This is a genomic window from Amnibacterium setariae (assembly GCF_003581425.1).
GTDB lineage: Bacteria > Actinomycetota > Actinomycetes > Actinomycetales > Microbacteriaceae > Amnibacterium > Amnibacterium setariae.
This window is the reverse complement of record NZ_QXTG01000001.1, coordinates 820976-843801: the sequence shown is the minus strand read 5'-3', so window position 1 is coordinate 843801 and position 22826 is coordinate 820976. Positions and strand designations below refer to the sequence as shown.

21 protein-coding genes and 1 pseudogene are annotated in these 22826 nt (G+C 75.4%); 16 read left to right on the top strand and 6 right to left on the bottom strand.

Annotated features, from left to right (window positions below; translation table 11 throughout):
- Positions 1 to 2: 2 nt before the first annotated feature.
- A pseudogene (locus D1781_RS04300) lies at positions 3 to 402 on the top strand (VOC family protein).
- On the opposite strand, the gene D1781_RS04295 reads toward D1781_RS04300, so the two are convergent.
- Entirely contained in the window at positions 399 to 857 is a 459-nt protein-coding gene (locus D1781_RS04295) for a cupin domain-containing protein (RefSeq protein WP_119481003.1), read from the bottom strand. The pseudogene D1781_RS04300 and the gene D1781_RS04295 sit on opposite strands and share 4 nt — an antisense overlap.
- A complete protein-coding gene (locus D1781_RS04290) occupies positions 854 to 2128 on the bottom strand; it encodes an amidohydrolase family protein (protein ID WP_325048782.1) in 1275 nt (424 codons plus the stop codon). The genes D1781_RS04295 and D1781_RS04290 overlap by 4 nt, the downstream gene beginning before the upstream one ends.
- A 34-nt stretch (positions 2129 to 2162) precedes the next feature.
- Between D1781_RS04290 and D1781_RS04285 the strand changes: the two genes are divergently transcribed.
- Positions 2163 to 3572, top strand: a complete 1410-nt coding sequence (locus D1781_RS04285; protein ID WP_119481002.1) for a hypothetical protein — start codon at positions 2163 to 2165, stop codon at positions 3570 to 3572.
- 22 nt (positions 3573 to 3594) lie between these two features.
- Here D1781_RS04285 and D1781_RS04280 read toward each other — a convergent pair whose 3' ends face one another.
- Entirely contained in the window at positions 3595 to 4992 is a 1398-nt protein-coding gene (locus D1781_RS04280; RefSeq protein ID WP_119481001.1) for an HNH endonuclease signature motif containing protein, read from the bottom strand.
- 258 nt (positions 4993 to 5250) lie between these two features.
- Complete coding sequence (locus D1781_RS04275) at positions 5251 to 6660, bottom strand: adenosylhomocysteinase (RefSeq protein ID WP_119481000.1); 1410 nt, start codon at positions 6658 to 6660, stop codon at positions 5251 to 5253.
- Positions 6661 to 6738: 78 nt separating this feature from the next.
- Between D1781_RS04275 and D1781_RS04270 the strand changes: the two genes are divergently transcribed.
- Complete coding sequence (locus D1781_RS04270; protein ID WP_119480999.1) at positions 6739 to 7143, top strand: VOC family protein; 405 nt, start codon at positions 6739 to 6741, stop codon at positions 7141 to 7143.
- Between the two features lie 119 nt (positions 7144 to 7262).
- On the top strand, positions 7263 to 8336 hold the full coding sequence (locus D1781_RS04265) for a trans-sulfuration enzyme family protein (RefSeq protein ID WP_119480998.1): 1074 nt from the start codon (positions 7263 to 7265) through the stop codon (positions 8334 to 8336).
- An 8-nt stretch (positions 8337 to 8344) separates the two neighbouring features.
- On the opposite strand, the gene D1781_RS04260 is transcribed toward D1781_RS04265, so the two are convergent.
- Both D1781_RS04260 and D1781_RS04255 read right to left on the bottom strand, forming a co-directional pair.
- The gene (locus D1781_RS04260; protein WP_147392034.1) at positions 8345 to 8938 is read right to left on the bottom strand and encodes a DUF6611 family protein; all 594 of its coding nucleotides are present in this window, start codon (positions 8936 to 8938) and stop codon (positions 8345 to 8347) included.
- Positions 8939 to 9036: 98 nt separating this feature from the next.
- On the bottom strand, positions 9037 to 11004 hold the full coding sequence (locus D1781_RS04255; RefSeq protein WP_119481728.1) for an APC family permease: 1968 nt from the start codon (positions 11002 to 11004) through the stop codon (positions 9037 to 9039).
- Positions 11005 to 11197: 193 nt separating this feature from the next.
- On the opposite strand from D1781_RS04255, the gene D1781_RS17435 reads away from it, so the two are divergent.
- From D1781_RS17435 to D1781_RS04200, 12 genes are all read left to right on the top strand, one after another.
- Positions 11198 to 11353 (top strand): hypothetical protein, encoded by a 156-nt coding sequence (locus D1781_RS17435; RefSeq protein ID WP_158589992.1) that lies wholly within the window; start codon positions 11198 to 11200, stop codon positions 11351 to 11353.
- A complete protein-coding gene (locus D1781_RS04250) occupies positions 11350 to 11439 on the top strand; it encodes a potassium-transporting ATPase subunit F (protein WP_119480996.1) in 90 nt (29 codons plus the stop codon). The genes D1781_RS17435 and D1781_RS04250 overlap by 4 nt, the downstream gene beginning before the upstream one ends.
- A 1-nt stretch (position 11440) precedes the next feature.
- Positions 11441 to 13126 carry a potassium-transporting ATPase subunit KdpA gene (gene kdpA / locus D1781_RS04245; protein ID WP_119480995.1) on the top strand — a complete coding sequence of 562 codons (1686 nt, stop codon included), beginning with the start codon at positions 11441 to 11443 and terminating at the stop codon, positions 13124 to 13126.
- The gene (gene kdpB, locus D1781_RS04240) at positions 13123 to 15273 is read left to right on the top strand and encodes a potassium-transporting ATPase subunit KdpB (protein ID WP_119480994.1); all 2151 of its coding nucleotides are present in this window, start codon (positions 13123 to 13125) and stop codon (positions 15271 to 15273) included. Before kdpA ends, kdpB begins: the two co-directional genes overlap by 4 nt.
- Positions 15274 to 15289: 16 nt before the next feature.
- Entirely contained in the window at positions 15290 to 15892 is a 603-nt protein-coding gene (gene kdpC, locus D1781_RS04235) for a K(+)-transporting ATPase subunit C (RefSeq protein WP_119480993.1), read from the top strand.
- A 28-nt stretch (positions 15893 to 15920) separates the two neighbouring features.
- Entirely contained in the window at positions 15921 to 18422 is a 2502-nt protein-coding gene (locus D1781_RS04230) for an ATP-binding protein (protein ID WP_119480992.1), read from the top strand.
- On the top strand, positions 18419 to 19099 hold the full coding sequence (locus D1781_RS04225) for a response regulator (RefSeq protein ID WP_119480991.1): 681 nt from the start codon (positions 18419 to 18421) through the stop codon (positions 19097 to 19099). Before D1781_RS04230 ends, D1781_RS04225 begins: the two co-directional genes overlap by 4 nt.
- 156 nt (positions 19100 to 19255) lie before the next feature.
- Positions 19256 to 20110: a DUF4349 domain-containing protein gene (locus D1781_RS04220; protein ID WP_119480990.1), complete on the top strand. Its 855-nt coding sequence runs from the start codon at positions 19256 to 19258 to the stop codon at positions 20108 to 20110.
- Between the two features lie 41 nt (positions 20111 to 20151).
- Positions 20152 to 20691: an RNA polymerase sigma factor gene (locus D1781_RS04215; RefSeq protein ID WP_158589991.1), complete on the top strand. Its 540-nt coding sequence runs from the start codon at positions 20152 to 20154 to the stop codon at positions 20689 to 20691.
- A complete protein-coding gene (locus tag D1781_RS04210; protein WP_119480988.1) occupies positions 20688 to 21191 on the top strand; it encodes a hypothetical protein in 504 nt (167 codons plus the stop codon). Before D1781_RS04215 ends, D1781_RS04210 begins: the two co-directional genes overlap by 4 nt.
- Positions 21192 to 21205: 14 nt before the next feature.
- Complete coding sequence (locus tag D1781_RS04205) at positions 21206 to 21799, top strand: nucleoside deaminase (protein ID WP_119480987.1); 594 nt, start codon at positions 21206 to 21208, stop codon at positions 21797 to 21799.
- On the top strand, positions 21796 to 22746 hold the full coding sequence (locus D1781_RS04200; RefSeq protein WP_119480986.1) for an NAD(P)/FAD-dependent oxidoreductase: 951 nt from the start codon (positions 21796 to 21798) through the stop codon (positions 22744 to 22746). The genes D1781_RS04205 and D1781_RS04200 overlap by 4 nt, the downstream gene beginning before the upstream one ends.
- The last annotated feature ends 80 nt before the right edge of the window (positions 22747 to 22826 follow it).

Here is a 22826-nt window from a genome sequence, read left to right as displayed (position 1 = left end):
CCATGCCGATCTCGCTGCACTACGCGCCCATCACCGTCTCCGACCCGGAGGAGGCGCTCGCGTTCTACCGCGACGCCCTGGGCCTGCCGGTCGCGAACGACGTCTCCTCCGGCGGGCACCGCTGGATCACGCTCGGCGACACCGGCGGCGCGCAGATCGTGCTGTCCGACCCGCAGGCGGGCCGGTCGCCCGTCGACGGGGGAGGCGCTCGAGGAGCTCGTCGTGAAGGGCGCGCTCGGCCCGTTCGTGTTCGCGACGGACGACCTCGACGCGCTGTTCGAGCGCGCCGCGGCGAGCGGCGCGGAGGTCGTGCAGGAGCCCGCGGACCAGCCGTGGGGCCCACGCGACGCCGCGTTCCGCGACCCGTCGGGCAACATCGTGCGGGTGCTGCAGGCGGGCTAGGTCTCGAGCGCGAAGTCGGCGAAGTCGAACCCGGGCGAGACGACGCAGCTGACGAGCGCCTCCCCCGCGGACGGCAGGGTGCGCTGCCAGACGCCGGCCGGCACGAGGCCCTGCGGCGACGCGGGCCCGAGCTCGATCCGCTCGCCCTCCTCGGGTCGGGGCCCGCTGCCGCCGAGCTCGAGCACCACGGGGTCCGGCCCGTGCCACAGCCAGAGCTCGTCGGAGGCGACGGTGTGCCAGGCGCTCGTCTCGCCGGGCGGCAGGAGGAACAGGATCATCGTCGCAGCCGGCCGGGCGCCGTTCGGGGTCTCGACCGACGCGGGCGACGCCCACGTGCGCCGGTACCAGCCGCCCTCCGGGTGCGGCTCGAGCCGGAGCTCCGCGGCCCTGGCGGGCACGTCGAGCTCCTCGATCACCGTGCCGTCGACGGCGCGACGGACCGCTCTGGCGCTCATGCCACCACCTCCCGCTCCCCGCTGCGGACCTCGCCGTCGATCACCGTGACGCGGGCCGCGGGCGCGGCCTCGACGAGCTCCGCGAGCGCGTCGGCGACCGTGCCGACCGTCATCGGGAAGCCGGTCAGGTCGGCGATCGCCCCGACCGCGAGGTGGCCGAGGCGGTCCGGGCCGATGTCGACGCCCATCGCCCGCGCACCGCCGAAGGTGGCCGCGGACAGCAGGCGCTCGTGCAGGTCCGCGCCGGCGTAGCCCTGCTCCCGGGCGATCCGCGCGAGGGCGGCGACGTCGGCCATCGGGTCGAGCGAGGGGCTCGAGGACAGCGAGTCGGTGCCGACCGCGATCGGGCTGCCCTCGGCGAGGTAGGCGGCGACGGGCGGCGCCTCGAGGCCGATCACCTCGTTCGAGCGGGGGCACAGCGCGACCGACGTGCCGCGGGCGCGGAGCAGCGCCCGGTCCTCGGCCGTCATGTACACGCCGTGCGCGACGTGGCAGTCGGGGCCGAGGACGCCGAGGCGGTCGACGAACTCGGTGGCGGAGGCCCCGTAGCCGCTCTCGCGGAGCGCTCGGAAGCTCTCGACGCCCGCGAAGGTCCAGTCCTCCGCCCCGGCGCGGGCGCCCTCGAAGTGCGACTCCCCGAGGTGGATGTGCAGGCGGCCGCCGTGCGCGCGGACGATGTCCGGGATGTCGAGCAGCGGCTCGGCGTCGAGCGAGTACGGCGCGTGGGGACTGAGGCCCGACCCGGGCGTCGTCGGCACGCGCTCGAGGTCGGCGATGACCTGCTCGCGGCCGCCGCGGCGCCAGGCCGCGTTCGACCAGTTCATGACCTCCCAGTACGCGATCCCGTGGAGGCCCGCGTCGGCGAGCGCCGAGACGGCGGCGACGTCCGTGACGATGTCGGAGGCGGCGGTCACCCCGGCGGCGAGCAGCGCGGCGGCCCCTTCCGCCGCGGCCGCGCCCCAGTCCTGGCCGCCGACGTCGTAGACGGCGGAGAACTCGGTCGCCCAGTCGTCGAACCCCTGGTAGCGCCCGCGGCCGACCCGCCCCATCCGCGAGTACTGCAGGTGGGTGTGGGCGTTGATCAGCCCGGGCGTGAGGACGCCGTCGACGTGGCGCTCCGCGACCTCCCGGCCCTCCGCACGGAGGTGCTGCAGCACCCAGTCGCGCGTGCCGACGTGGAGGATCCGGCCGGCCTCCACCGCGACGGCGCCGTCCGTCGTGGGCGGCGCGGTCATGGGCACGACGAGGTCAGCGGAGTAGACGGTGACCACGGCGGAAGCCTAGGGACACTCCTACGGTTGGCGGGTGGACCTCGAGGACTTCCGCGCGAGGCGGCAGCGCGTCATCGATGCGCAGTCGTCTCCCGACTGGCCGCAGGCGGCGCTGCCGGGCGACGTCGAGCGCCAGCCGGACGACTCCCACGCTGTGCCGGAGGACGCCGAGTACACCGTGGGGCCCGGCGATCGAGGGTGGATCGCGCGACGGTGGGACTACGAGCACGGCTGGTTCGCGACCGAGTCCGTGACCGCCGAGAGCGAGTCGCTCGCGCTCGCCTGGGTCTGGTCCAGAGCCGCGTCGGGCTTCCTCGACGCGTGGGTCCGACCGGCCGCGCAGCAGGCGGACTTCTTCAAACGGCACGTCATCCGCGACGTCATGCGGCCTGCGAGCCCGCGCGGCCTGGACCCCGTCACGGCTGCCGCAGCCGTCGAGCCGCGGGTCGACGCCACCAGACGGCGCGGCGTGCTCCGACGGGCCGCACGGGACGCGACCGGCTTCGCCGCCGTCCGGGTCGCGCGCAACCCGCGCACGCCCGGCGACGCCCTTCGCCTCCTGGTCGACCGGACCGACCACGCCGTCCGCTGGCAGGTCGCGGGCAACCCGGGGACTCCCCGAGACGTGCTCGATCGTCTGCGCGAGGAGGGCGACTTCGGCGTCCGCTGGTACCTGGCGCTGCGCCCGGAGACGACCACCGAGGAGCTCGTCCTGTGGGCGCGCGAGGACTCCGCGCTCTGGGCGGCCGCCCTCGATCGTGCCGACCTCACGCCGCAGCAGCTCGTGGAGATCGACCTCGATTCGAGCGGGAGCCTGCGGGAGCGAGTGATCGCGCATCCGGCAGCCGACGGCGACCTGCTCGCGCGGGTCGCCGCCGAGGCCGACGCCGATCTCGGCGTCCGGCTGCTCCGCTCCGGTCGGCTCGAGCCCGAAGCCGCGGACGCGCTCGTCGAACGTGCGGTCGAATGGGACGCCTGGACGCTGCGCTCGACGCTGCGCAGCGGCCCTGACGGGCGCACGGCGCCGCAGCCGCTGCCCCTCGACCGGATCGATCGCGATCGTCTGGCTGCGGCCCCGTCGGAGCAGCACCGGATGCTCGCGCTCGCAGCGACCACCGAGCCGGAGGCGTTGCACGGTTTCGTCGCCGATCCGTCGGTCTCCGTCCGCGTGCTGCTCGCCGAGCGCCTCCTCTCCGAACGGACCCAGGTCGCGCTGGTGACCGACCCGTCGATCGAGGTCAGGAGCGTGCTCGCGCGCAACTCGGACGCGAGCGGCGCGGCTCTGGGCGTCCTCGGCCGTGATCCCTTCCCCGGCGTGCAGGAGGCCGCGATCGCGAACCCGGCGATGCCGGAGAGCGCCCTCAGCGCGATCGCCGCCGACGGCGGACCAGGCGCAGAGGGGGCGCGCCGCGCACTGGAGACCCGCATCCGCCCCCGGCACTGATCGGCCCGCTCAGGGCGCGGGCTCAGAAGGGGCAGTCGTCCTCGTCGAGGAGGCCGGGCGGGATCGGTGTCGGTTCCGGCGGGTCCTGCGGCCGGGTCAGGTGCACCGCGCCGGTCGACGCGTTCCGCCAGACGAGGGTGCGGTCCGGCAGCAGGCCGACGTCGACCTCGCCCGCGGTCGTGATGCCGTGGTGGCGGCGGGACAGGAGCACGAGGTTGTCGATCTCGGTCGCGCCGTCCTCGCCGTGCAGCCGGAACGACCGGACGTGGTCGATGTCCGGCTGGTCCGGCCCCTGCGGGCAGCCCGGGCCGCGGCCCCCGCCGTCGAGGAGGCGGATCAGCCGCCGCATGTCCTTCGTCGGCCGGTACTTCTCGCGGCCGAGGCTGACCGGCGCCCCGGTGAAGGGGTCGGTGAGCACCCGCACCCAGGACTTCGCGGTCCCGGCGAGGCGGAGCGCGGTCCGGATCCTGATCGGGCCGTAGCCCGCGAGCACGGGCGGCACGGCGGCGTGCCCGAGCGCCGTCATGGCGGGGATGAGGATCGAGATCCGCGGCTCGACCCCGCGGCGGGCGGGCACGCGCAGCGCCGGGTCCGCGGGGTCCGCGTCGCGACGAAGGCCCTGCAGGAGCACGTCCTCGAGCACGTCCGCCTTGAGCACGCCGACGCCGCGGGTCTCGCCCTCGGCGCCCGCTGCGGCGATCGCGGCCTTGGCGAGCTGGTGCTCGACGGCCAGGAGGGTCGTGGCGGGCAGGTGCGCGTGGAGCCAGCCCATGCCGTCCGGGCCCGGCTCGACGATCACGCGGCGCTGCTGCCGGGCCCGCTCGTGGCGGTCGTCGGCGGTCGAGGCCTGCAGCCGCTCACGGACCCGGCGGAGCACCTCCCCGAGCCGCGGGACCGGGGTCGTGCCGATCCTCTCGGCGGCGGCCTCGTCGAACCGGGGCAGCACCGCCGGGTCGAGCCCCTCGGCGGCGGCCGACACGATCTGCATCGTGCGCCAGCCGGCGTCACCGCGGGCGAACCGCGCCCAGACCGCGGGCATCCCGCGTTCGAGCAGGTCGGCCGTGCTCACGAGGATCTTCGCGGTGCGCTCGGAGACCTGGAGCGCGAGCCCGAGGTCGACCAAGAAGCCGCACTGGTACGGGGTGTCGACCGCGCCCGGTGCGCCCTCGTCCGCGAGCGCCGTGCGCCACGCGGCGACGGCCGAGATCGTGCGCCGGAACTCGGCCTCGTGCAGCCGGCGCTGCTCCTCCGCGAGGGCGTCGAGCGCCCGCAGCACCGGGTCGGGGTCCGGCTGCGCGTTCGGCGCGAGCGGCATGCCCATGAGCTCCTCGTCGGGCACGAGCCAGCGCTCGACGATCTCGATCCGGAGACGGTCCCGGGCGAGGTCGACGCCCGCTCCGCGGCGGAGGACAGCGCCCACGCGAGGACCTCCTCGTCCACGCCGCGCAGGTCGTCGTGCACCGTCCGCGCGTCGCCGGGCTCGCGCGACTCGGCGAAGAGCCGCTGCACCATCAGCTCGGGCAGCGAGCCGCCGGTCTCCCAGAGCCGCTCCGCGAGCGGGCGCGGCGGGGCCTCGACCGCTGCAGCCTCCGCTCCCGACATGCGAACTCGCTATCGAGCACCACCGACACCCCGTCGGAGAGGAATCGAACAGGAGGACGAGCGCGTCGGGCCCGCGCTAGAGGTCGAACCGCGTGCGCCGCCAGTCGACGGCGGCCACTCCGTGCGCCGCTCCGGCGCCGCGGCCGAGGGCGAGGGCGGCAGCACGACGGTCCGCCGCGTCGGGCAGCACGTGCACGCCCGGCGCGAGCCCGCCCTCGAGCAGCGCGCCGAGCGCGGCCGCCTGCACCGCGAAGGACAGGTCCATCACGTCGATCGGGTTGCCCTCGCCCGCGACGATGTTCACGCAGTCGCCGCCCGCGAGCAGCCGCACCGAGCGCCCGCCGGGCAGCCGCAGGCGCTCGACGTGGGGCGCGATCCGCTCCCGCACGGCCCGGGCCGGCGGCAGCACCTCCTCCGGGGCCCCGCCCGCCACCGCGACGACGGCGTCCTCGGCGCAGGCGGCGAGGACCCGCTCGTCGACGGTCCGGGCCGCTCCCGTGGCCGAGACGACCAGGTCGGCGTCGGTGACGGCATCGAGGAGGGGTGCGGTCGCGTACCCGGCGAACCGGGCCGCGAGCTCGCGGCGGGGGTCGACCTCGACCACGACGACGCGCGCGCCGAGGACCCGGAGGCGCTCCGCGACGCCCTCCCCGACCGGCCCGAAGCCGACCACGACGGCGCGGGAGGCGGACAGGTCGTCGTCGAGCGTCCGGGCGATCGCGAGCACGCAGGTCTCGCCCGTGCCGTGCCGGTTGTCGAAGAACGTCTTCGTGACCGCGTCGTTCGCGGCGATCACCGGGACGCGGAGGGCGCCGTCGGCCGCCATGGCGCGCAGGGGACCGACGCCGCTCGTCGTCTCCTCGGCGGCGCCGAGCAGCCCTGCCACGACGTCCGGGCGCTCGGCGTGGGCGAGCCGGACGACGTGGGCGCCGTCGTCGACGAGCAGCTGCGGACGGCCGTCGAGGAGGGCGAGCGCATGCCGGCGCTCCTCGGCCGGGGTCGCGCCGGCCGAGGCGTGCACGGCGACGCCGCGGGCCCGCAGCTCGGCCGCGACCGCGTCGTCCGTCTCGGCGGCGAAGGCGAACAGGGCGACCTCGGCGCCGGCCTCCGCGAGCAGCAGGGCGAGGACCGCGGTCTTCGGCTCGAGCACGAGCGAGACGCCGATGCGTACGCCCGCCAGGCGGTCCCCGAGCGCGGCGACCGCGGCCGCCGTCGCCGGCATGCGGGCCCGCGCCCGGTCGAGCCGCGCGGCCGCCGAGTCGAGGGGATGCTCCGGCAGGCCCGCGACGACCCTCCCGTCCGCGATCCGGAGGGCGGCGCCGGCCTCCTCCCTCGCGCCGAAGCCGACGAGGAGGCGGCGGACCGCGTCCACCTCGTCGCCCGCGCCGTCGAGCGCGAACGCGCGGCCCGCGAGCCCGAGGTTCGTCGCGGCGGAGAAGGCCACGAGCGGTGCGAGCGGGGACTCCTCGATCCGACGCCCGGCCACCGCCGCAGCCTATTGGCGTGCCGCAGCCGCGGGACCTCCGTCGTTGCGCCGCCGCCCGCCGTGAGCGCAGGGTGGACCATGCGGATCCAGACCGTCAGCGTGTTCGTCGACGACCAGCAGCGCGCCCTCGACTTCTACACCGGGGTGCTCGGCCTCGTGCTCGTCGCCGATGTGCCCCTCGGCGACTTCCGGTGGCTGACCGTCGCGAGCGCGGAGGCGCCGGACGGCACCGCGCTGTCGCTCGAGCCGAAGAACCACCCGGCGGTGCCGCCGTTCACGACGGCGCTCGCCGCGGACGGGATCCCCTTCCTGCAGCTCGGGGTGGCCGACGTGCAGGCGGAGCACGACCGGCTGGTCGCCGCGGGCGTCCGCTTCACGACGCCGCCGACGGCGATGGGGCCGGTGATCGTCGCGGTGCTCGACGACACGTGCGGCAACCTCCTCCAGCTCGCACAGCTCGTCGAGCCGCAGCCCGAGCCCTAACGGGGCGCTCCGCTGCTGATCCGGACGAGCGCTCGCCCGGATCTGCAGCGGAGGGCTCCGCCAGCGACCGCGGGCGTCATCCGCCGCGGCGTCCCGCCCGGATCGAGCAAGATCGAGGCATGGACGCCGACTCCCGCCCGCTGCACTTCACGACGCGCGCGGTGACCGCCGGCCGGCCGGCCGCCGTGCCGGACGCCCCGCTGAACACCCCGGTCGTGCTCGCCTCGACGTACGGCTCGTTCGGCGAGCTCGAGTACGGCCGCTACGCGAACCCGACGTGGACGGCGTTCGAGGACGTGCTCGGCGACCTCGAGGGCGGCACCTGCATCTCGTTCGCCTCCGGCATGGCCGCGATCGGCGCGGTGCTCGACCTCGTGCCGACCGGCGGCACGGTCGTCGCGCCGCGGCACTCCTACACGGGCACGGTCGCGCGGCTGCAGGAGCTCGAGGCGCGCGGCGCGCTCCGCACGGCGTGGGTCGACATCACCGACACCGCCGCGGTGGTGGAGGCCGCCCGCGGCGCGGCGCTCGTGTGGCTCGAGTCCCCGACGAACCCGGCGCTCGAGCTCGCGGACATCGCCGCGATCGTCCGCGGCGCCCACGCCGTCGACGCGCTCGTCGCCGTCGACAACACCTTCGCGACCCCGCTGCTGCAGCGGCCGATCGAGCACGGCGCGGACCTCGTCGTCCACTCCGTGACGAAGTACCTCGCGGGCCACAGCGACCTGCTGATGGGCGCGGTCGTCACGGCGGACGCGGACCTCGCGGCGCGGGTCACCGGCTCGCGGACGCTCGGTGGCGCGACGCCGTCGGCGTTCGAGGCGTTCCTCGCCCTGCGCGGCGTCCGCACCCTCGCGGTGCGGCTCGAGCGTGCGCAGGCGACCGCGCAGCGGCTGGTCCGCCGGCTCGAGGCCCACGGCGGCGTCGCGGAGGTGCGCTACCCCGGCTTCGGCGCGATCGTCTCCGTCGTGCTGCGGGACGCGGCCGCGGCGGACGCGCTCGTCCACGGCGTGCAGCTGTGGCGCGCGGCGACGAGCCTCGGCGGCGTCGAGTCGACGCTGGAGCGCCGCCGCCGGTGGTCGAGCGAGGCGCCGACGATCCCCGAGGGCCTCGTGCGCCTCTCCGTGGGCCTCGAGGACACGAACGACCTCTGGGACGACCTGGCGCAGGCGCTGGACGCCGTCGGCGCCTGAGGGGCGGCTCAGCCCTGCCGGAGCAGGCCCGCGGCGCGCGCTCGCAGGCCCGGGTGGGCGCCGCGCGGCCGGGTCGCGAGGTCCTGCCAGGCGGCGGTCCAGACCAGCTCGTGCTCGACCGGCGTCATGTCGCCGCGCTCGAGGGCGCGGTCGGCGGCGTCGAGCACCGGCCACCACCGGTCGATCGCGGCCATGTCGCCGACCGGCCGCGGGACGCCCGCGCAGTCGTCCACGCCGCCGGCGCGGGAGCGCACGAGCGGGCGGAGGCGCCGGGTGCGCACCGCGACGAGCGCGGGGACGACGACGGCGAGCGCTCCCCCGGCGGCGGCCGCGACGACGCCGTCGGCCCCCGCGGCGAGCACGACGAGGTCGAGCCCGAAGCCGAGCACGGCGACGAGCACCGGGCACGAGCGCCACACCGCGAGCCACGCCCGCTCGGCGGTCGACGCGCCGGGCGGCAGCACGGTCAGGCGGTACCGGGTGAAGCCGTACCGCGACGGCTGCACGTCGAGCCGCCCCCAGGCGGTCGGGCCCGCGACCAGGCGGACCAGGAGGGGGTCGGACCGGTCGACCGGGTCCTGCAGCGGTGCACGGGGGCTCACGGTCCGAGCGTGCACCCGCGGTCCGCGCCGCGCGGCCGTCTTCACGGGATCCATACGCCGCGGGGCGCGATCCGGTCAGGTCCTGTACGGGGACGCGGTCAGGAGACGTGCACCATCGGCCGGCGGCGCACGTCCGGCTCGGTGTGCCGCAGCACCTCGCGGGTGACGGGCGCGACCTCGCCCTCCCCCGAGATCAGGAACCGCAGCATGTTCGACAGCGGGCTCCCCTCCGTCCACTCGAAGTAGACCTGGGGCACGACGCCGGTCTCCTCCCGGATCCGCAGCAGCACCGCGGCGATCGTGTTCGGGACGTTGCCGGAGGCGACCTCGAGCACCCGGAACCCGTGCCGGACGACGCCGCGCACGACGAGGTCCTCCTCGAAGTCGGAGGAGTCGGTCTTCTCGACCTCGAGGAAGATGATCGACGCGCGGCCGGGGATGTGGCTGTCGTGCCGCTCGTCCTTCGCCTTCTGCTCGTACTCCCGGCGGTCGCGGCGGTCCGGCTCGTTCGCGACGAGGTGGATCTCGCCGAAGTCCTCCGCCTCCTCGAGGAACGCGAGCGCGGTGTCGTCGAAGCGCACGCTGGAGGCCCGCAGCTGGAACGAGCGGCGGACGCGGGACAGCAGGGAGACGACGAGGATGCCTGCGATGAACACCGCGGCGATCTTCACGCCGTCGGGGCGTTCGATGACGTTCGCGACGGTCGTGTAGGCGAAGACGAGGGCGACGACCGCGAAGAAGACGGTCAGGCCGCGCTGCCGCTTGCGGACGGCGGAGAGCGTGACGGCGACCGTGGCCGACGTGATCAGCACGAGCACGCCCGTCGCGTAGGCGCCGCCCTGCGCGTCGACGTCCGCGTCGAAGATCACGGTGACGAGGAGGGCGATCAGGGTGAAGGTGACGACGAGCGGCCGGACGGACCGGGCCCAGGTCGGTGCCATCCCGTACCGCGGCAGGTAGCGGGGCACGATGTTCAGCAGCCCGGCCATCGCGGAGGCGCCCGCGAACCAGAGGATCGCGATCGTCGAGACGTCGTAGACGGTGCCGAAGGCGGGGCCGAGGTCGCGGTGCGCGAGGTAGGCGAGGGCGCGGCCGTTCGCCCCGCCGCCCGGCTCGAAGGCCTTCGCGGGGATGAGCAGCGTGGTGATGAAGCTCGTCGTGACGAGGAAGACGCTCATCGTGATCGCCGCGGTCGTGAGCAGCCGCTTCGCGCCGCGGATGCGCGCGGCCGGGTAGCGGCCCTCGGTGGTGCCGGCGCCGTCGTCGCCGCGGATCTGCGGGATCACGGTCACGCCCGTCTCGAAGCCGGAGAGGCCGAGCGCGAGCTTCGGGAACACGAGCAGCGCCAGCCCGATCGCGCCCCAGATCGACCCCTGCTGGTGCAGGAGGGCGCCGGACCAGCTCCCGAACACCTCCGGGTGCGCGACCACGCGCGTGATCCCGTCGACGACGACGACCGCGTTCAGCACGAGGTAGACCGCGACGAGCACGACCGCGACGCCGATCGCCTCCCGGAACCCCTTGAGGAACACCGCGCCGAGCGCGAGGACGAGCAGCAGCGTCACCCAGAGGTTCGTGCCGTGCAGCGCCTCCGGCACGAGCGGGTTCTCGACGGCGTGCGCCGCCGCGTCGGCGGCCGAGAGCGTGATCGTGATCATGAAGTCCGTCGCGGCGAAGCCGAGCAGGACGAGCACGAACAGCTTCCCGCCCCACCACGGCAGCAGGCGCTCGAGCATCGCGATCGAGCCCTCGCCCCGGAAGCTCTCCGACGCGACGCGACGGTAGACGGGGAGGGCGCCGGCGAGGGTCAGCGCGACGAGCACGAGCGTCGCGAGCGGCGACACGAAGCCGGCGGCGAGGAACGCGATCGCCGGCTGGTAGCCGAGCGTCGAGAAGTAGTCGACGCCGGTGAGGCACATGACGCGCAGCCAGTGGTGCGTGTCCCGGGCGCGGCCGTGCGGGCCCTGGTGCTCCCCCGCGCGCTCCGCCTGCCCCTCGAGCAGCCAGGCCGCGAACCGGCCGCGCCCGGGCGGCGGAGGGAGGACCGGGCTCCGCCGGGCGGTCACCGGCCGCACTCGGAGGGGATCGCGCGCACGGAGGGGATCCTGACAGCCGCGCCGGCCCCGGATCGGCCGTCTTTACGCGATCCATACGCCGGACCCGTGCGACCGGGCGCGGCGGCGTAAACGGCGCGTAGGGGTTCCGGCGCGGGCCGTATGGATCCCGTCAAGACGCGCCTCCCCGGGGTGCGGGCGGCGGTTGCATCGCACGGTCCGCCGAGCGGCGGGCCGGTCCGCGCTGCGGATCGAACGACTCCTGGGAGCCCTTTCCGTGCTCGACGTCCTGTACCTCGCCGGCGTGCTCGTGCTCGCCGGCACCGTCGCGCTGACCGCGAGAGCGGCGGCGAAGCGATGATCGTCTTCGACCTCCTCGCCGCGCTGCTCGCCGTGGCCGCGATCGCCTACCTGGTCTTCGCGCTCGTGAAGCCGGAGCGGTTCTGACGTGGACGCGCTCCGCTTCGCCCTGACCCTGCTCACCCTGGTGATCGCGCTGGTCGCCATCGGCTGGCCGCTGTCCACCTGGATGGCCCGCACGTACACGACCGACCGCGACTGGCTCGTCGAGCGCGGCGTCTACCGCCTCCTCGGCGTCGACGCCCGCGCGCAGCAGCGCTGGCCGAACTACCTGCGCGGCGTCCTCGCGATCTCCGTGCTCGGCGTGCTGCTGCTGTACGGCATCCAGCGCCTCCAGGCCGTGCTGCCGCTCTCGCTCGGCCTGCCCGCGGTGCCGGAGGGGCTCGCCTTCAACACCGCGATCTCCTTCGTCACGAACACGAACTGGCAGTCGTACTCGCCGGAGCTGACGCTCGGCTACACCGCCCAGCTCGCCGGCCTCGCCGTGCAGAACTTCCTCTCCGCCGCCATCGGCATGGCGGTCGCGATCACCCTGGTCCGCGGCATCGCGAGCCGCGGCGGCACCGGCGTGATCGGCAACGTCTGGGTGGACCTCGTCCGGACCCTCAGCCGCATCCTCGTGCCCGGCGCGCTGATCGCCGCCGTCGTGCTGCTCGCCACCGGCGTGATCCAGAACCTCTCCGGCTTCCAGACCGTGCAGACGCTCACCGGCGGCACCGCGACGATCCCCGGCGGGCCCGTCGCCTCGCAGGAGGCGATCAAGCTGCTCGGCACGAACGGCGGCGGCTTCTTCAACGCGAACTCCGCGCACCCGTTCGAGAACCCGACGGGCCTGTCGAACCTGTTCGAGATCGTCCTGATGCTCGTCATCCCGTTCGCGCTCGCCCGCACGTTCGGGCTCATGGTCGGCGACCGCCGCCAGGGCCGCGCGGTGCTCGCCGCGATGATCACGCTGTACGTCCTCTGCACCGCGGCCGTCACGGCGCTCGAGGTCGGCGGGGCCGGCTCGGCCACCGTCGCGGCGGGCGGCGCGATGGAGGGCAAGGAGCAGCGCTTCGGCGTGCTCTGGTCCGCACTCTTCGGCTCCACCAGCACGCTGACGTCGACCGGCGCGGTCAACTCGATGCACGACTCGTACACGCCGCTCGGCGGCATGGTGACGATGCTGGACATGATGCTCGGCGAGCTCGCGCCGGGCGGCGTGGGGAGCGGCCTCTACGGCTTCCTGATGATCGCGATCCTCGCGGTCTTCCTCGCCGGCCTGATGATCGGCCGCACGCCGCAGTACCTCGGCAAGAAGATCGCCGGCCGCGAGATCACCTTCGTCAGCCTCTACGTCCTCACGACGCCGACCGTGATCCTCGCGGGCCTCGGCCTCACCTTCGCGATCCCCGGCGTGACCGCCGACGTCGCGAAGACCTCCATCTGGAACCCGGGCCCGCACGGCTTCTCCGAGGTGCTGTACGCCTTCACCTCCGCGGCGAACAACAACGGCTCCGCGTTCGCGGGCCTCACCGCGAACACCCCGTGGCTGAACGCCGCGCTCGGCGCCGCGATGTGGCTCGGCCGCTACCTGCCGATCGTGTTCGTGCTCGCCCTCGCCGGCTCGTTCGCGAGCCAGGACACGCACGTCGAGGCCGGCGCCGACACCGGCGGCCTCGTCACGCACCGGCCCCAGTTCGTCGCGCTGGCGGTGGGCACCGTGCTCGTCGTCGCCGCCCTCACCTACCTCCCGGTCCTCGCACTCGGACCCCTCGCCGAAGGACTCGCATGACCACCGCACCCGTGATCGAGCCGGACGCCGCCGAGGCGGCGGACCGGCGGCAGCAGCCGGACCTCCGGCCGCCGAAGGGCGCGTTCAGCGCCGGCCAGCTGGTGAAGAACCTGCCCGACGCCGTCCGCAAGATGGCGCCCGCGCAGCTCGTCCGCAACCCCGTGATGTTCATCGTCGAGGTCGGCGCCGCGCTGACCACCGTGCTCGCCATCGCCCTCCCGTTCCTCGGGCAGGGCCGCGAGGTCGGGTTCACGTGGGCGATCGCCGTCTGGCTGTGGCTCACCGTGCTGTTCGCGACGCTCGCGGAGGCGGTCGCGGAAGGCCGCGGCCGGGCGCAGGCCGCATCGCTGCGGGCCACCCGCACGACGACGTCCGCGAACCGGGTCCGCGCCTACGACCGCGCCGGCGACCCGGACGCGCAGCGGGCGGAGTTCGAGACGGTCGCCTCCGCGGACCTCGCCCAGGGCGACGTCGTCGTGGTGGTCGCCGGCGAGGTGATCCCGGGCGACGGCGACATCGTCTCGGGCATCGCGTCGGTCGACGAGTCGGCGATCACGGGCGAGTCCGCCCCCGTCGTCCGCGAGGGCGGCGGCGACCGCAGCGCGGTCACCGGCGGCACCCGCGTGCTCTCCGACCGGATCGTCGTGGCGATCACGTCGAAGCCCGGCGAGACCTTCGTCGACCGGATGATCGCCCTCGTCGAGGGCGCCGTGCGGCAGAAGACGCCGAACGAGATCGCGCTGTCGATCCTGCTGTCGACGCTGACGATCGTGTTCCTCGTCGTCGTGCTCGCCCTCGGCCCGATCGCCGGGTTCCAGGACGCGGCGCCGTCGATCGCGGTGCTCGTCGCCCTGCTCGTCTGCCTCATCCCGACGACGATCGGCGCGCTGCTGTCCGCGATCGGCATCGCGGGCATGGACCGGCTCGTGCAGCGCAACGTGCTCGCGACCTCCGGCCGCGCCGTCGAGGCCGCCGGCGACGTGTCGACGCTGCTGCTCGACAAGACCGGCACCATCACCTACGGCAACCGCCGCGCCGTCGCGTTCCTCGCCCTGCCGGGCGTCGCCGAGCGCCGGCTCGTCGAGGCCGCCGCGCTCTCCTCCATCGCCGACCCGACGCCCGAGGGCGCCAGCGTCGTCGAGCTCGCCGCCGCGCAGGGCTTCGCGCCGACCGAGCGCGCCGGCCGCACCGTCGTGCCGTTCACGGCGCAGACGCGGATGAGCGGCATCGACGAGGCCGACGGCGGCGCGCTCCGCAAGGGCGCCGCGTCGAGCGTGCTGGCGTGGGTGCGGGAGCACGGCCCCGTCGAGCCGGCCGTCGCGGCCGCGCTCGACGAGCGGGTGCGCGGCATCTCCGAGCAGGGCGGCACGCCGCTCGCCGTCGCCGAGCGCGACGCCGACGGCACCGCGCGCCTCCTCGGCGTGATCCACCTGAAGGACGTCGTCAAGACCGGCCTCGTCGAGCGCTTCGCGGCGCTGCGCGCGATGGGCATCCGCACCGTCATGGTGACCGGCGACAACCCGATCACCGCGCGGGCGATCGCCGAGGAGGCGGGCGTCGACGACGTCCTCGCCGAGGCGACGCCCGAGGACAAGCTCGCGCTCATCGTGCGGGAGCAGGAGGGCGGCCGGCTCGTCGCGATGACCGGCGACGGCACGAACGACGCGCCCGCGCTCGCGCAGGCCGACGTCGGCGTCGCGATGAACACCGGCACGTCTGCCGCGAAGGAGGCCGGCAACATGGTCGACCTCGACAGCGACCCGACGAAGCTGATCGACATCGTGACGATCGGCAAGCAGCTGCTCATCACCCGCGGCGCGCTCACCACGTTCTCGATCGCGAACGACGTCGCGAAGTACTTCGCGATCATCCCCGCGATGTTCGTCGGGGTGTTCCCGGGGCTGCAGGCGCTCAACGTCATGCAGCTGCACTCGTCGAGCTCCGCGATCCTCTCCGCGGTGATCTTCAACGCGCTCGTCATCGTCGCGCTGATCCCGCTCGCCCTCCGCGGCGTGCGGTACCGGCCCTCCTCCGCCGCCGCGCTGCTGAGCCGCAACCTGCTGCTCTACGGCGTCGGCGGCGTGATCGCCCCCTTCATCGGGATCAAGGTCATCGACCTCGTCGTCGGCCTGATCCCCGGCTTCTGATCGATCGAGAAGGAACATGTCCTCCGTCATCTCCCGCGGCCCCGTCCGCACCTGGTCCGTCGCGCTCGGCCTGCTCGTGCTGACGACCGTCGCGACGATCGTCTTCACCGCCGTCGTCACGCTCATCGGCCTCGTCCTGCCCGCGCAGGCGAACGGCTCGCTCGTCACCTCCGGCGGCCGGGTCGTCGGCTCCGCCCTGATCGGGCAGTCGTTCACCGACGCGAAGGGGGACGCGCTGCCGCAGTGGTTCCAGTCGCGGCCCTCCGCGGCCGGCGACGGCTACGACGGCGGCGCCTCCTCCGGCAGCAACCTCGGCCCGGACAACCCGGACCTCGTGAAGGCGATCGACGAGCGGAAGGCCGCGATCGTGCGGCAGGACGGCCCCGGCGCCGTGCCCGCCGACGCGGTCACCGCCTCCGGGTCCGGCCTCGACCCGCACGTCTCCGAGGCGTACGCCCTGCGGCAGGTCGACCGGGTCGCGCAGGCGCGGGGCCTCAGCGCCGCGCGGGTCCGCGCGCTCGTCGAGCAGCACGTGCAGGCGCCCGACCTCGGCTTCCTCGGCGAGCCGACGGTGAACGTGCTGCAGCTGAACATCGCTCTGGCCGCGCTGGCCCGGTGAGCCGCGGGCGTCGGGGAGGATGACGGCCATGACCAGAGGTCGGCTGCTCGTCTTCCTCGGCGCCGCGCCCGGCGTCGGGAAGACGTACGCGATGCTCGAGGAGGCCCACCGGCTCCTCGGGCGCGGGGAGGACGTCGTCTCGGCCGTCGTGCTCGACCACGGCCGCAGCGCGACGGCCGCGCTCACCGCCGGCATCGAGACGGTGCCGCTCCGCGTCGTGGAGCACCGCGGCATCCGCCTCGAGGAGGTGGACCTCGACGCGGTCCTCGCCCGCCGGCCGCGGGTCGCGCTGGTCGACGAGCTCGCGCACACGAACGCGCCGGGCTCCCGCAACGGGAAGCGCTGGGAGGACATCGACGCCCTGCTCGACGCGGGCATCGACGTGCTCTCGACCGTCAACATCCAGCACATCGCGTCGCTGAACGACGTGGTCGAGCGCATCACCGGGATCCCGCAGCGGGAGACGATCCCCGACCGGGTGCTGCGGAGGGCGGACCGGATCGAGCTCGTCGACCTCGCGCCGCAGGCCCTCCGGGACCGGCTGACCGCCGGGCAGGTGTACCCGGCGGCGCGGATCGACGCGGCGCTGTCGAACTACTTCCGGCTCGGCAACCTCACGGCGCTGCGCGAGCTCGCGCTGCTCTGGCTCGCCGACGAGGTCGACAGCGCCCTGCAGCGCTACCGCGCCGAGCAGGGCATCGCGACGGCGTGGGAGGCGCGCGAGCGGGTCGTCGTCGCGCTCACCGGCGGCGCCGAGGGCGAGACCCTGCTGCGCCGCGGCGCCCGGATCGCGGCGCGCTCCGGCGGCGGCGAGCTGCTCGCGGTGCACGTGGCGAGCGAGGACGGGCTCGCCGCGCCGAACCCCGCGGCGCTCGCCGCGCAGCGGGTGCTCGTCGAGCAGCTCGGCGGCACCTTCCACCAGGTCGTCGGCGAGGACATCCCGGCCGCGCTGATCGAGTTCGCGCGCGCGGTCTCCGCCACCCAGCTCGTCATCGGCGTCTCCCGGCGCTCGCGCCTCCTCGCGCTCGCGACCGCGCCGGGCACCTCCTCCCGCGTGATCCGCTCCTCCGGCGACATCGACGTGCACATCGTCACCCACAGCGCAGCGGGGCAGCGGTCGAGCCTCGTCCCGCGCGGCCGCGGCGCGCTGTCCGCGAAGCGCCGGGCCCTCGGCTTCGCGCTCGCGGTCGTCGGCGGCCCCGTGCTCACCCTGCTGCTGACGGCGACCCGGTCGACGGACAGCCTCACCGCCGAGGCGCTCGCCTACCAGCTGCTCGTCATCCTCGTCGCGCTGGTCGGGGGCGCCTGGCCGGCCGCGTTCGCCGCCGTGCTCTCGGGGCTGACGCTCGACTTCCTCTTCGCCGAGCCGTTCCTCACCTTCACGATCGACCGGCCCAGCCACCTGATCGCGCTGCTGCTCTACCTCGTGAGCGCCCTGCTCGTCAGCGTCGTCGTCGACCGCGCCGCGCGGCTCACCCGGGCCGCCCGCCGCTCCGCGAGCGAGTCGGAGGTGCTCAGCACGATCGCGGGCGGCGTGCTCGGCGGCGAGGACGCGGTCGAGGCGCTGCTCGAGCGGACCCGGGAGGCGTTCCGGATGGCGAGCGTCCGGCTGATCGCCGACGGGCGGTTCATGGAGGAGCACGGCGACGCCGACGCGACGGGCGAGCGGACCCGGGTCCGGGTCGCCGACCGGTTCGAGCTCGAGCTCGTCGGCCGGCCGCTCGACGCCTCCGACCGCCGCATCCTCGACGTCGTCGCGACCCAGCTGGGCGTCGCGATCGAGCAGCGCACGCTCACGGACGCCGCGAAGCGCCTGGAGCCCCTCGAGGAGGTGGACCGGGTGCGCTCGGCCCTGCTCGCGGCCGTGGGCCACGACCTGCGCCGGCCCCTCGCCGTCGCGACGGCCGCGGTCACGAGCCTCCGCTCCTCCGGCGACCGCCTCTCGGCCGGCGACCGGACGCAGCTGCTCGAGGGCGCGGAGCGCAGCCTCGACGTGCTCGCGCACCTCGTCACCGACCTGCTCGACGTCAGCCGCGTGCAGGCGGGCGCGCTCGCCGTCTCCCTCGAGTCCCTCGACGTCGCCGACGTGCTGCCCGCCGTGCTCGGCGACCTCGACGCCGGGCCCGACGACGTGGTGCTCCACGTGCCCGAGCCGCTGCCGCCCGTCCGCGCCGACCCCGTCCTGCTGCAGCGCGTGCTCGTCAACCTGCTGTCGAACGCGATCCGCCACTCCCCCGACGGCGTGCCGCCCGAGCTCGCGGTCTCCACGTTCGGGCAGCAGCTGCAGATCCGCGTGATCGACCACGGGCCGGGCATCGACGCGGTGCGGCGCGCGAGGATGTTCGAACCGTTCCAGCACGACTCCGACACCTCCGACTCCGGCGGGATCGGGCTCGGCCTCGCGCTCTCCCGCGGCTTCGCGGAGGGCATGGGCGGGACGATCGAGGCGGAGGACACCCCGGGAGGCGGGCTCACGATGGTCATCGGGCTGCCGGTGGACGCGACGGTGCGGGAACCGGCGGAGGCATGAGGGTCCTCGTCGCGGACGACGATCCGCAGATCCTCAAGGCGCTCCGCATCATCCTCACCGCGCACGGCTACGACGTCTCCACGGCGCGGGACGGGCGGGAGGCGATCGACGCGGCCGCGCACGACCGGCCCGACGTGATCGTGCTCGACCTCGGCATGCCCGGGCTCGACGGCGTCGCCGTCATCGAGGCCGTGCGCGGGTGGACGACGACGCCGATCCTCGTCGTCTCCGGCCGCACCGACACGAGCGGCAAGGTGGACGCCCTCGACGCCGGCGCCGACGACTACGTGACGAAGCCGTTCGCGACGGAGGAGCTGCTCGCCCGCATCCGCGCGGTGACCCGGCGGGCGCCGGAGGCCGCGGACGGGCCGACCGTCGCGTTCGGCGACGTCGTCGTCGACCTCGCCGCGCGGCAGGTGAAGCGGGCCGGGCAGGACGTGCGGCTCACCCCGACCGAGTGGGCGGTGCTCGAGCAGCTCGTGCGCAACCCGCGCCGGCTCGTGACGCAGCAGACGCTGCTGACGAGCGTTTGGGGGCCGACGCACACCCGGGACTCCGGCTACCTCCGGATCTACCTCGGCACGCTGCGGAAGAAGCTCGAGGCGGACCCGTCGCGGCCCCGGCACCTCATCACCGAGCCGGGCATCGGCTACCGCTTCGTCCCGGACCCGGAGTAGCGCGGAGGGTTTCTTCCCACATCCGGGGATCCGGCCCCGACGCCCCCGGATCCCGACCCGTCGATCGAGGTGCGAGCGCCAGCGAGCCTCGAGATCCCCGGATGTAGGAAGGAAAAGGGGGTGAGAGGGTCCCCGGGCGGGCGGACATTCCCGGGCATGCGCTCCCGGATCGCCGCCGCCCTCGCCGCCGCCCTGACCGTCGCCGCGCTCGCGGGCTGCACCGCGGGCGGCACGGCCTCCTCCGCCGGGGGCGATTCGGGCGGAGCCGCCGGGTCGGGCGCGATGCCCGCGGCCGGCCGGGCCGAGGTCGCGTCTGGGTCCGCCGCGAAGGCGGCCGCGGCGGACCGGTCCGTCGTCACGACCGGGCGCCTCTCGCTCGTCGCCGACGACCCGATCGCGGTCGCGGGCCGCGTCACCGCGCTCGTCGAGGCGGCCGACGGCCGCGTCGCGCGCAGCACCGAGGACCCGTCGGACCGGCCCTCAGCGCGGCTCGAGCTGCGCATCCCCGCCGCCGCCTTCCCCCGCACCCTCCGCGCGATCGAGCGCGAGGGCCGCGTGCGCGACGTGAACGTCGACTCGACGGACGTCACCGCCCGCGTCACCGACACCGCCGTCGCGATCACGAGCCTGCGCACCTCGATCGGCCGCCTGCAGCAGCTGCTCGCGCGAGCGGACTCGAGCGCCGCGCTCGTCGAGCTCGAGGGCGCGCTGACCGACCGGCAGGGGAAGCTCGAGCAGCTGCTCGCCGACCAGCGGACGCTCGCCGACCAGGTCGCGTCCGCGACGCTGTCCGTCTCGATCACGGTCCCCGCCGCGGCGCCGAAGGCCGGGCCGGCGGACTTCGCCGGCGGCCTCGTGGCCGGCACGACCGCCCTCGTGCAGGCGCTCGCCGCGACCGCGGTCGGCCTCGGCGTCGTGCTGCCGTGGCTGGTGCTGCTCGGCGCGGCCGGGGGCCTCGTCGCGCTCGTCGTCCGGTTCGCGCGGCGCCGCGCCCGGCCCACCTCCGCGTGACGGCCCTCCCGCTCGTGGCGCCGCGATGGCAGGATGCGGCCGTGGCCGACGCGCCGACCGACGCCGAGCTGCTCGCTCGCGGCGGCCGCGACGCGCAGGCCGGCTTCGGCGAGATCGTGCACCGGCACTCCCGCCCGCTGTACGCGGTGGCGTACCGCTGGCTCGAGCAGCCGGCGGACGCGGAGGAGGTCGTGCAGGACGCCTTCCTGCTGCTGTGGCGCAAGCGCGGCCGCGTGCACCTCGTCGGCGACTCCGCGCTGCCGTGGCTGATCGTGACCGTGAAGCACCTCGCGCAGAACCGGCGCCGCGCCCGCCTGCGGAGGGCGCAGCACGAGACCGCAGCGGCGCTCGAGCCCCGGTTCGACGCCCCCGAGGACGAGCGCGGCGCGGTCGCGGACGTGCTGCGCCGCGCGTTCGCCGCGCTGCCGCCGCTCGACGCGCAGGTCGCGCGGCTCTGCCTGGTCGAGGACGTGACCTATGCGGAGGCGGCCGAGCGGCTCGGGCTCACCGAGGGAGCCGTGCGCAACCGGCTGAGCCGCGCCCGGGCCCGCCTCCGTCGCGACCTGGAGGAGGAGCGATGAGCGACGACCTCCCCGGTCCTGAGCGCCACAGCGCCGGGCTCCCGAGCGACGAGCAGCTGCGGCGCATCGCGGGCGGGGTGCGGCGGCGCATCGAGCGGCGCGGGCGCATCGCGCGGCAGGTCGCCGGCGCCTCCGCGGCCGTGCTCGTCGTCGCGGGCGGGATCGCGCTGCTCGCGCCGATCGCCCGGACCGCCGGGAGCGCGACCTCCGCCGGAGGGTCGGGCGGGTCGTCGGCCGCGGAGCAGGTCGCGGTGACCTGCCACGACGGCACCCGGACCGCGAAGGCGGAGGCGCCGGTCGGGGCCCTGCCGAGCAGCGCCGCGGCCGCCTGCACCCGCGTGCTGCGCACGCTCCCCGAGGCCGCGTCGGGACAGGAGCGGCCGACGCCCGCGGCCTCGCCGTCACCCGCCGCGGTGCTGTGCGAGACGCCGCGCGGGATCCTCCACGTGTACCTCGACGGGTCCGGCTGCGCCGCTCACGGGATGACGCAGCGACCGTAGGAGAGGATCGGGCCATGCCGATTCGTGCATTCGGGGCCGAGCTGCCCGCCTGGGTCGACGAGGAGCTGGAGGCCGCTCGCGCGGACCTCGGCGGCGACGAGGGGCGGATGCGCCTCCTCAACCGCCTCGCCGAGCGGAACGTCGCGGAGGGCAGCGGCGGCCCGTTCGCGGCGCTCGCCGTGCGACGCGGCAGCGGCGAGGTCGTCGCGGCCGGCGTGAACCTCGTGCTCGCCTCCGGGCTGTCGTCGATGCACGCGGAGGTCGTCACGATCTCGGTGACGCAGGCGCGGCTGGGCAGCTGGGACCTCGGGGCGGAGGACGACCCGCTCGAGCTGTGGGTGAACTGGCGGCCGTGCGCGATGTGCTTCGGCGCGACGCTCTGGTCGGGCGTCCGCGGGCTGACGATCGCGGGCGACGGCCCGGAGCTCGAGGCGCTCACCGGGTTCGACGAGGGCCCGGTCCGGGACGACTGGGCAGAGCAGCTCGAGGCGCGCGGCATCGCGGTGCGGATCGGCGTGCTGCGCGACGAGGCCGTCGCGGTGTTCGAGCGGTACGGCGCCAACCCGTCGAAGACGGTCTACAACGCGCGCGGGACGGGTGCCGAATGAGCCTCGACGTGCTCGTCGTCGGCGGCGGGATCAGCGGCGCCGCCTGCGCGCGCCGGGTCGCCGATGCCGGTCTCTCGGTGCGGCTGCTCGACCGCGGCCGGCGCCTCGGCGGCCGGCTCGCCGCGCGCACGCTCGAGGGGCACGCCGTCGACCTCGGCGGCCCCTACTGCACCGTCTCCGACGACCGCTTCCGCGCGGTCGCGGACGACTGGTCGGCTCGCGGGTTGCTCCGCGAGTGGACCGACACCTTCCGGGTCGCGGGCCCGGACGGGCTCGGCGAGGCGAAGACCGGCCCGATGCGGTACGCGGCACCGGGCGGGATGCGGAGCCTGGTCGAGGATCTCGCGGCCGGTCTCGACGTGGAGCAGCGGACCGTCGGCGCGGTCGGCCCCGGACGCGCCGTCGACGGCGACCTCGAGGCCGCCTCCGTCGTGGTCCTCGCGATGCCGGGCCCGCAGGCCGCGCGGGTCCTGCGCGCGGAGCACCTCGAGCTCCTCGAGGAGGCGGACCAGCCCTACGGCGCCGCGATCGCCGTCGCCGCGCGGTTCCCCGAGCGGACCTGGCCCGACTTCGACGCCGCCTTCGTCTCCGACCTCCCAATCCGCTGGCTGGCCGACGACGGCGCGAGCCACGGCGACGGCGCGCCCGTGCTCGTCGCGCACACGACGCCCGACTTCGCAGCCGAGCACCTGGAGGACCCGGAGGCCGCGATCGCGCCCGCGCTCGACGCGATGCGCCGCGTGCTCGGCGTCGACCTCGAGCCCGCGGAGGCGTTCGCCCACCGCTGGACGTTCGCGCAGCCGACCGCCTCCCGCGACCGCACCTGGTCCCTCTCCCCCGCCGGCATCGGCCTCTGCGGCGACGGGTGGAGCGGGAAGAGCCGGGTCGAGGCCGCCTGGCTCAGCGGCGACGACCTCGGCGGCGCGATCGCGCAGCACCTGGCCTGACCCGCCCCACCGACCGTGTTGCCGCTTCTCGCGACCTGAGGACCCTTCCGCCCCGCAAGAAGCGGCAACACGGCCCGGCA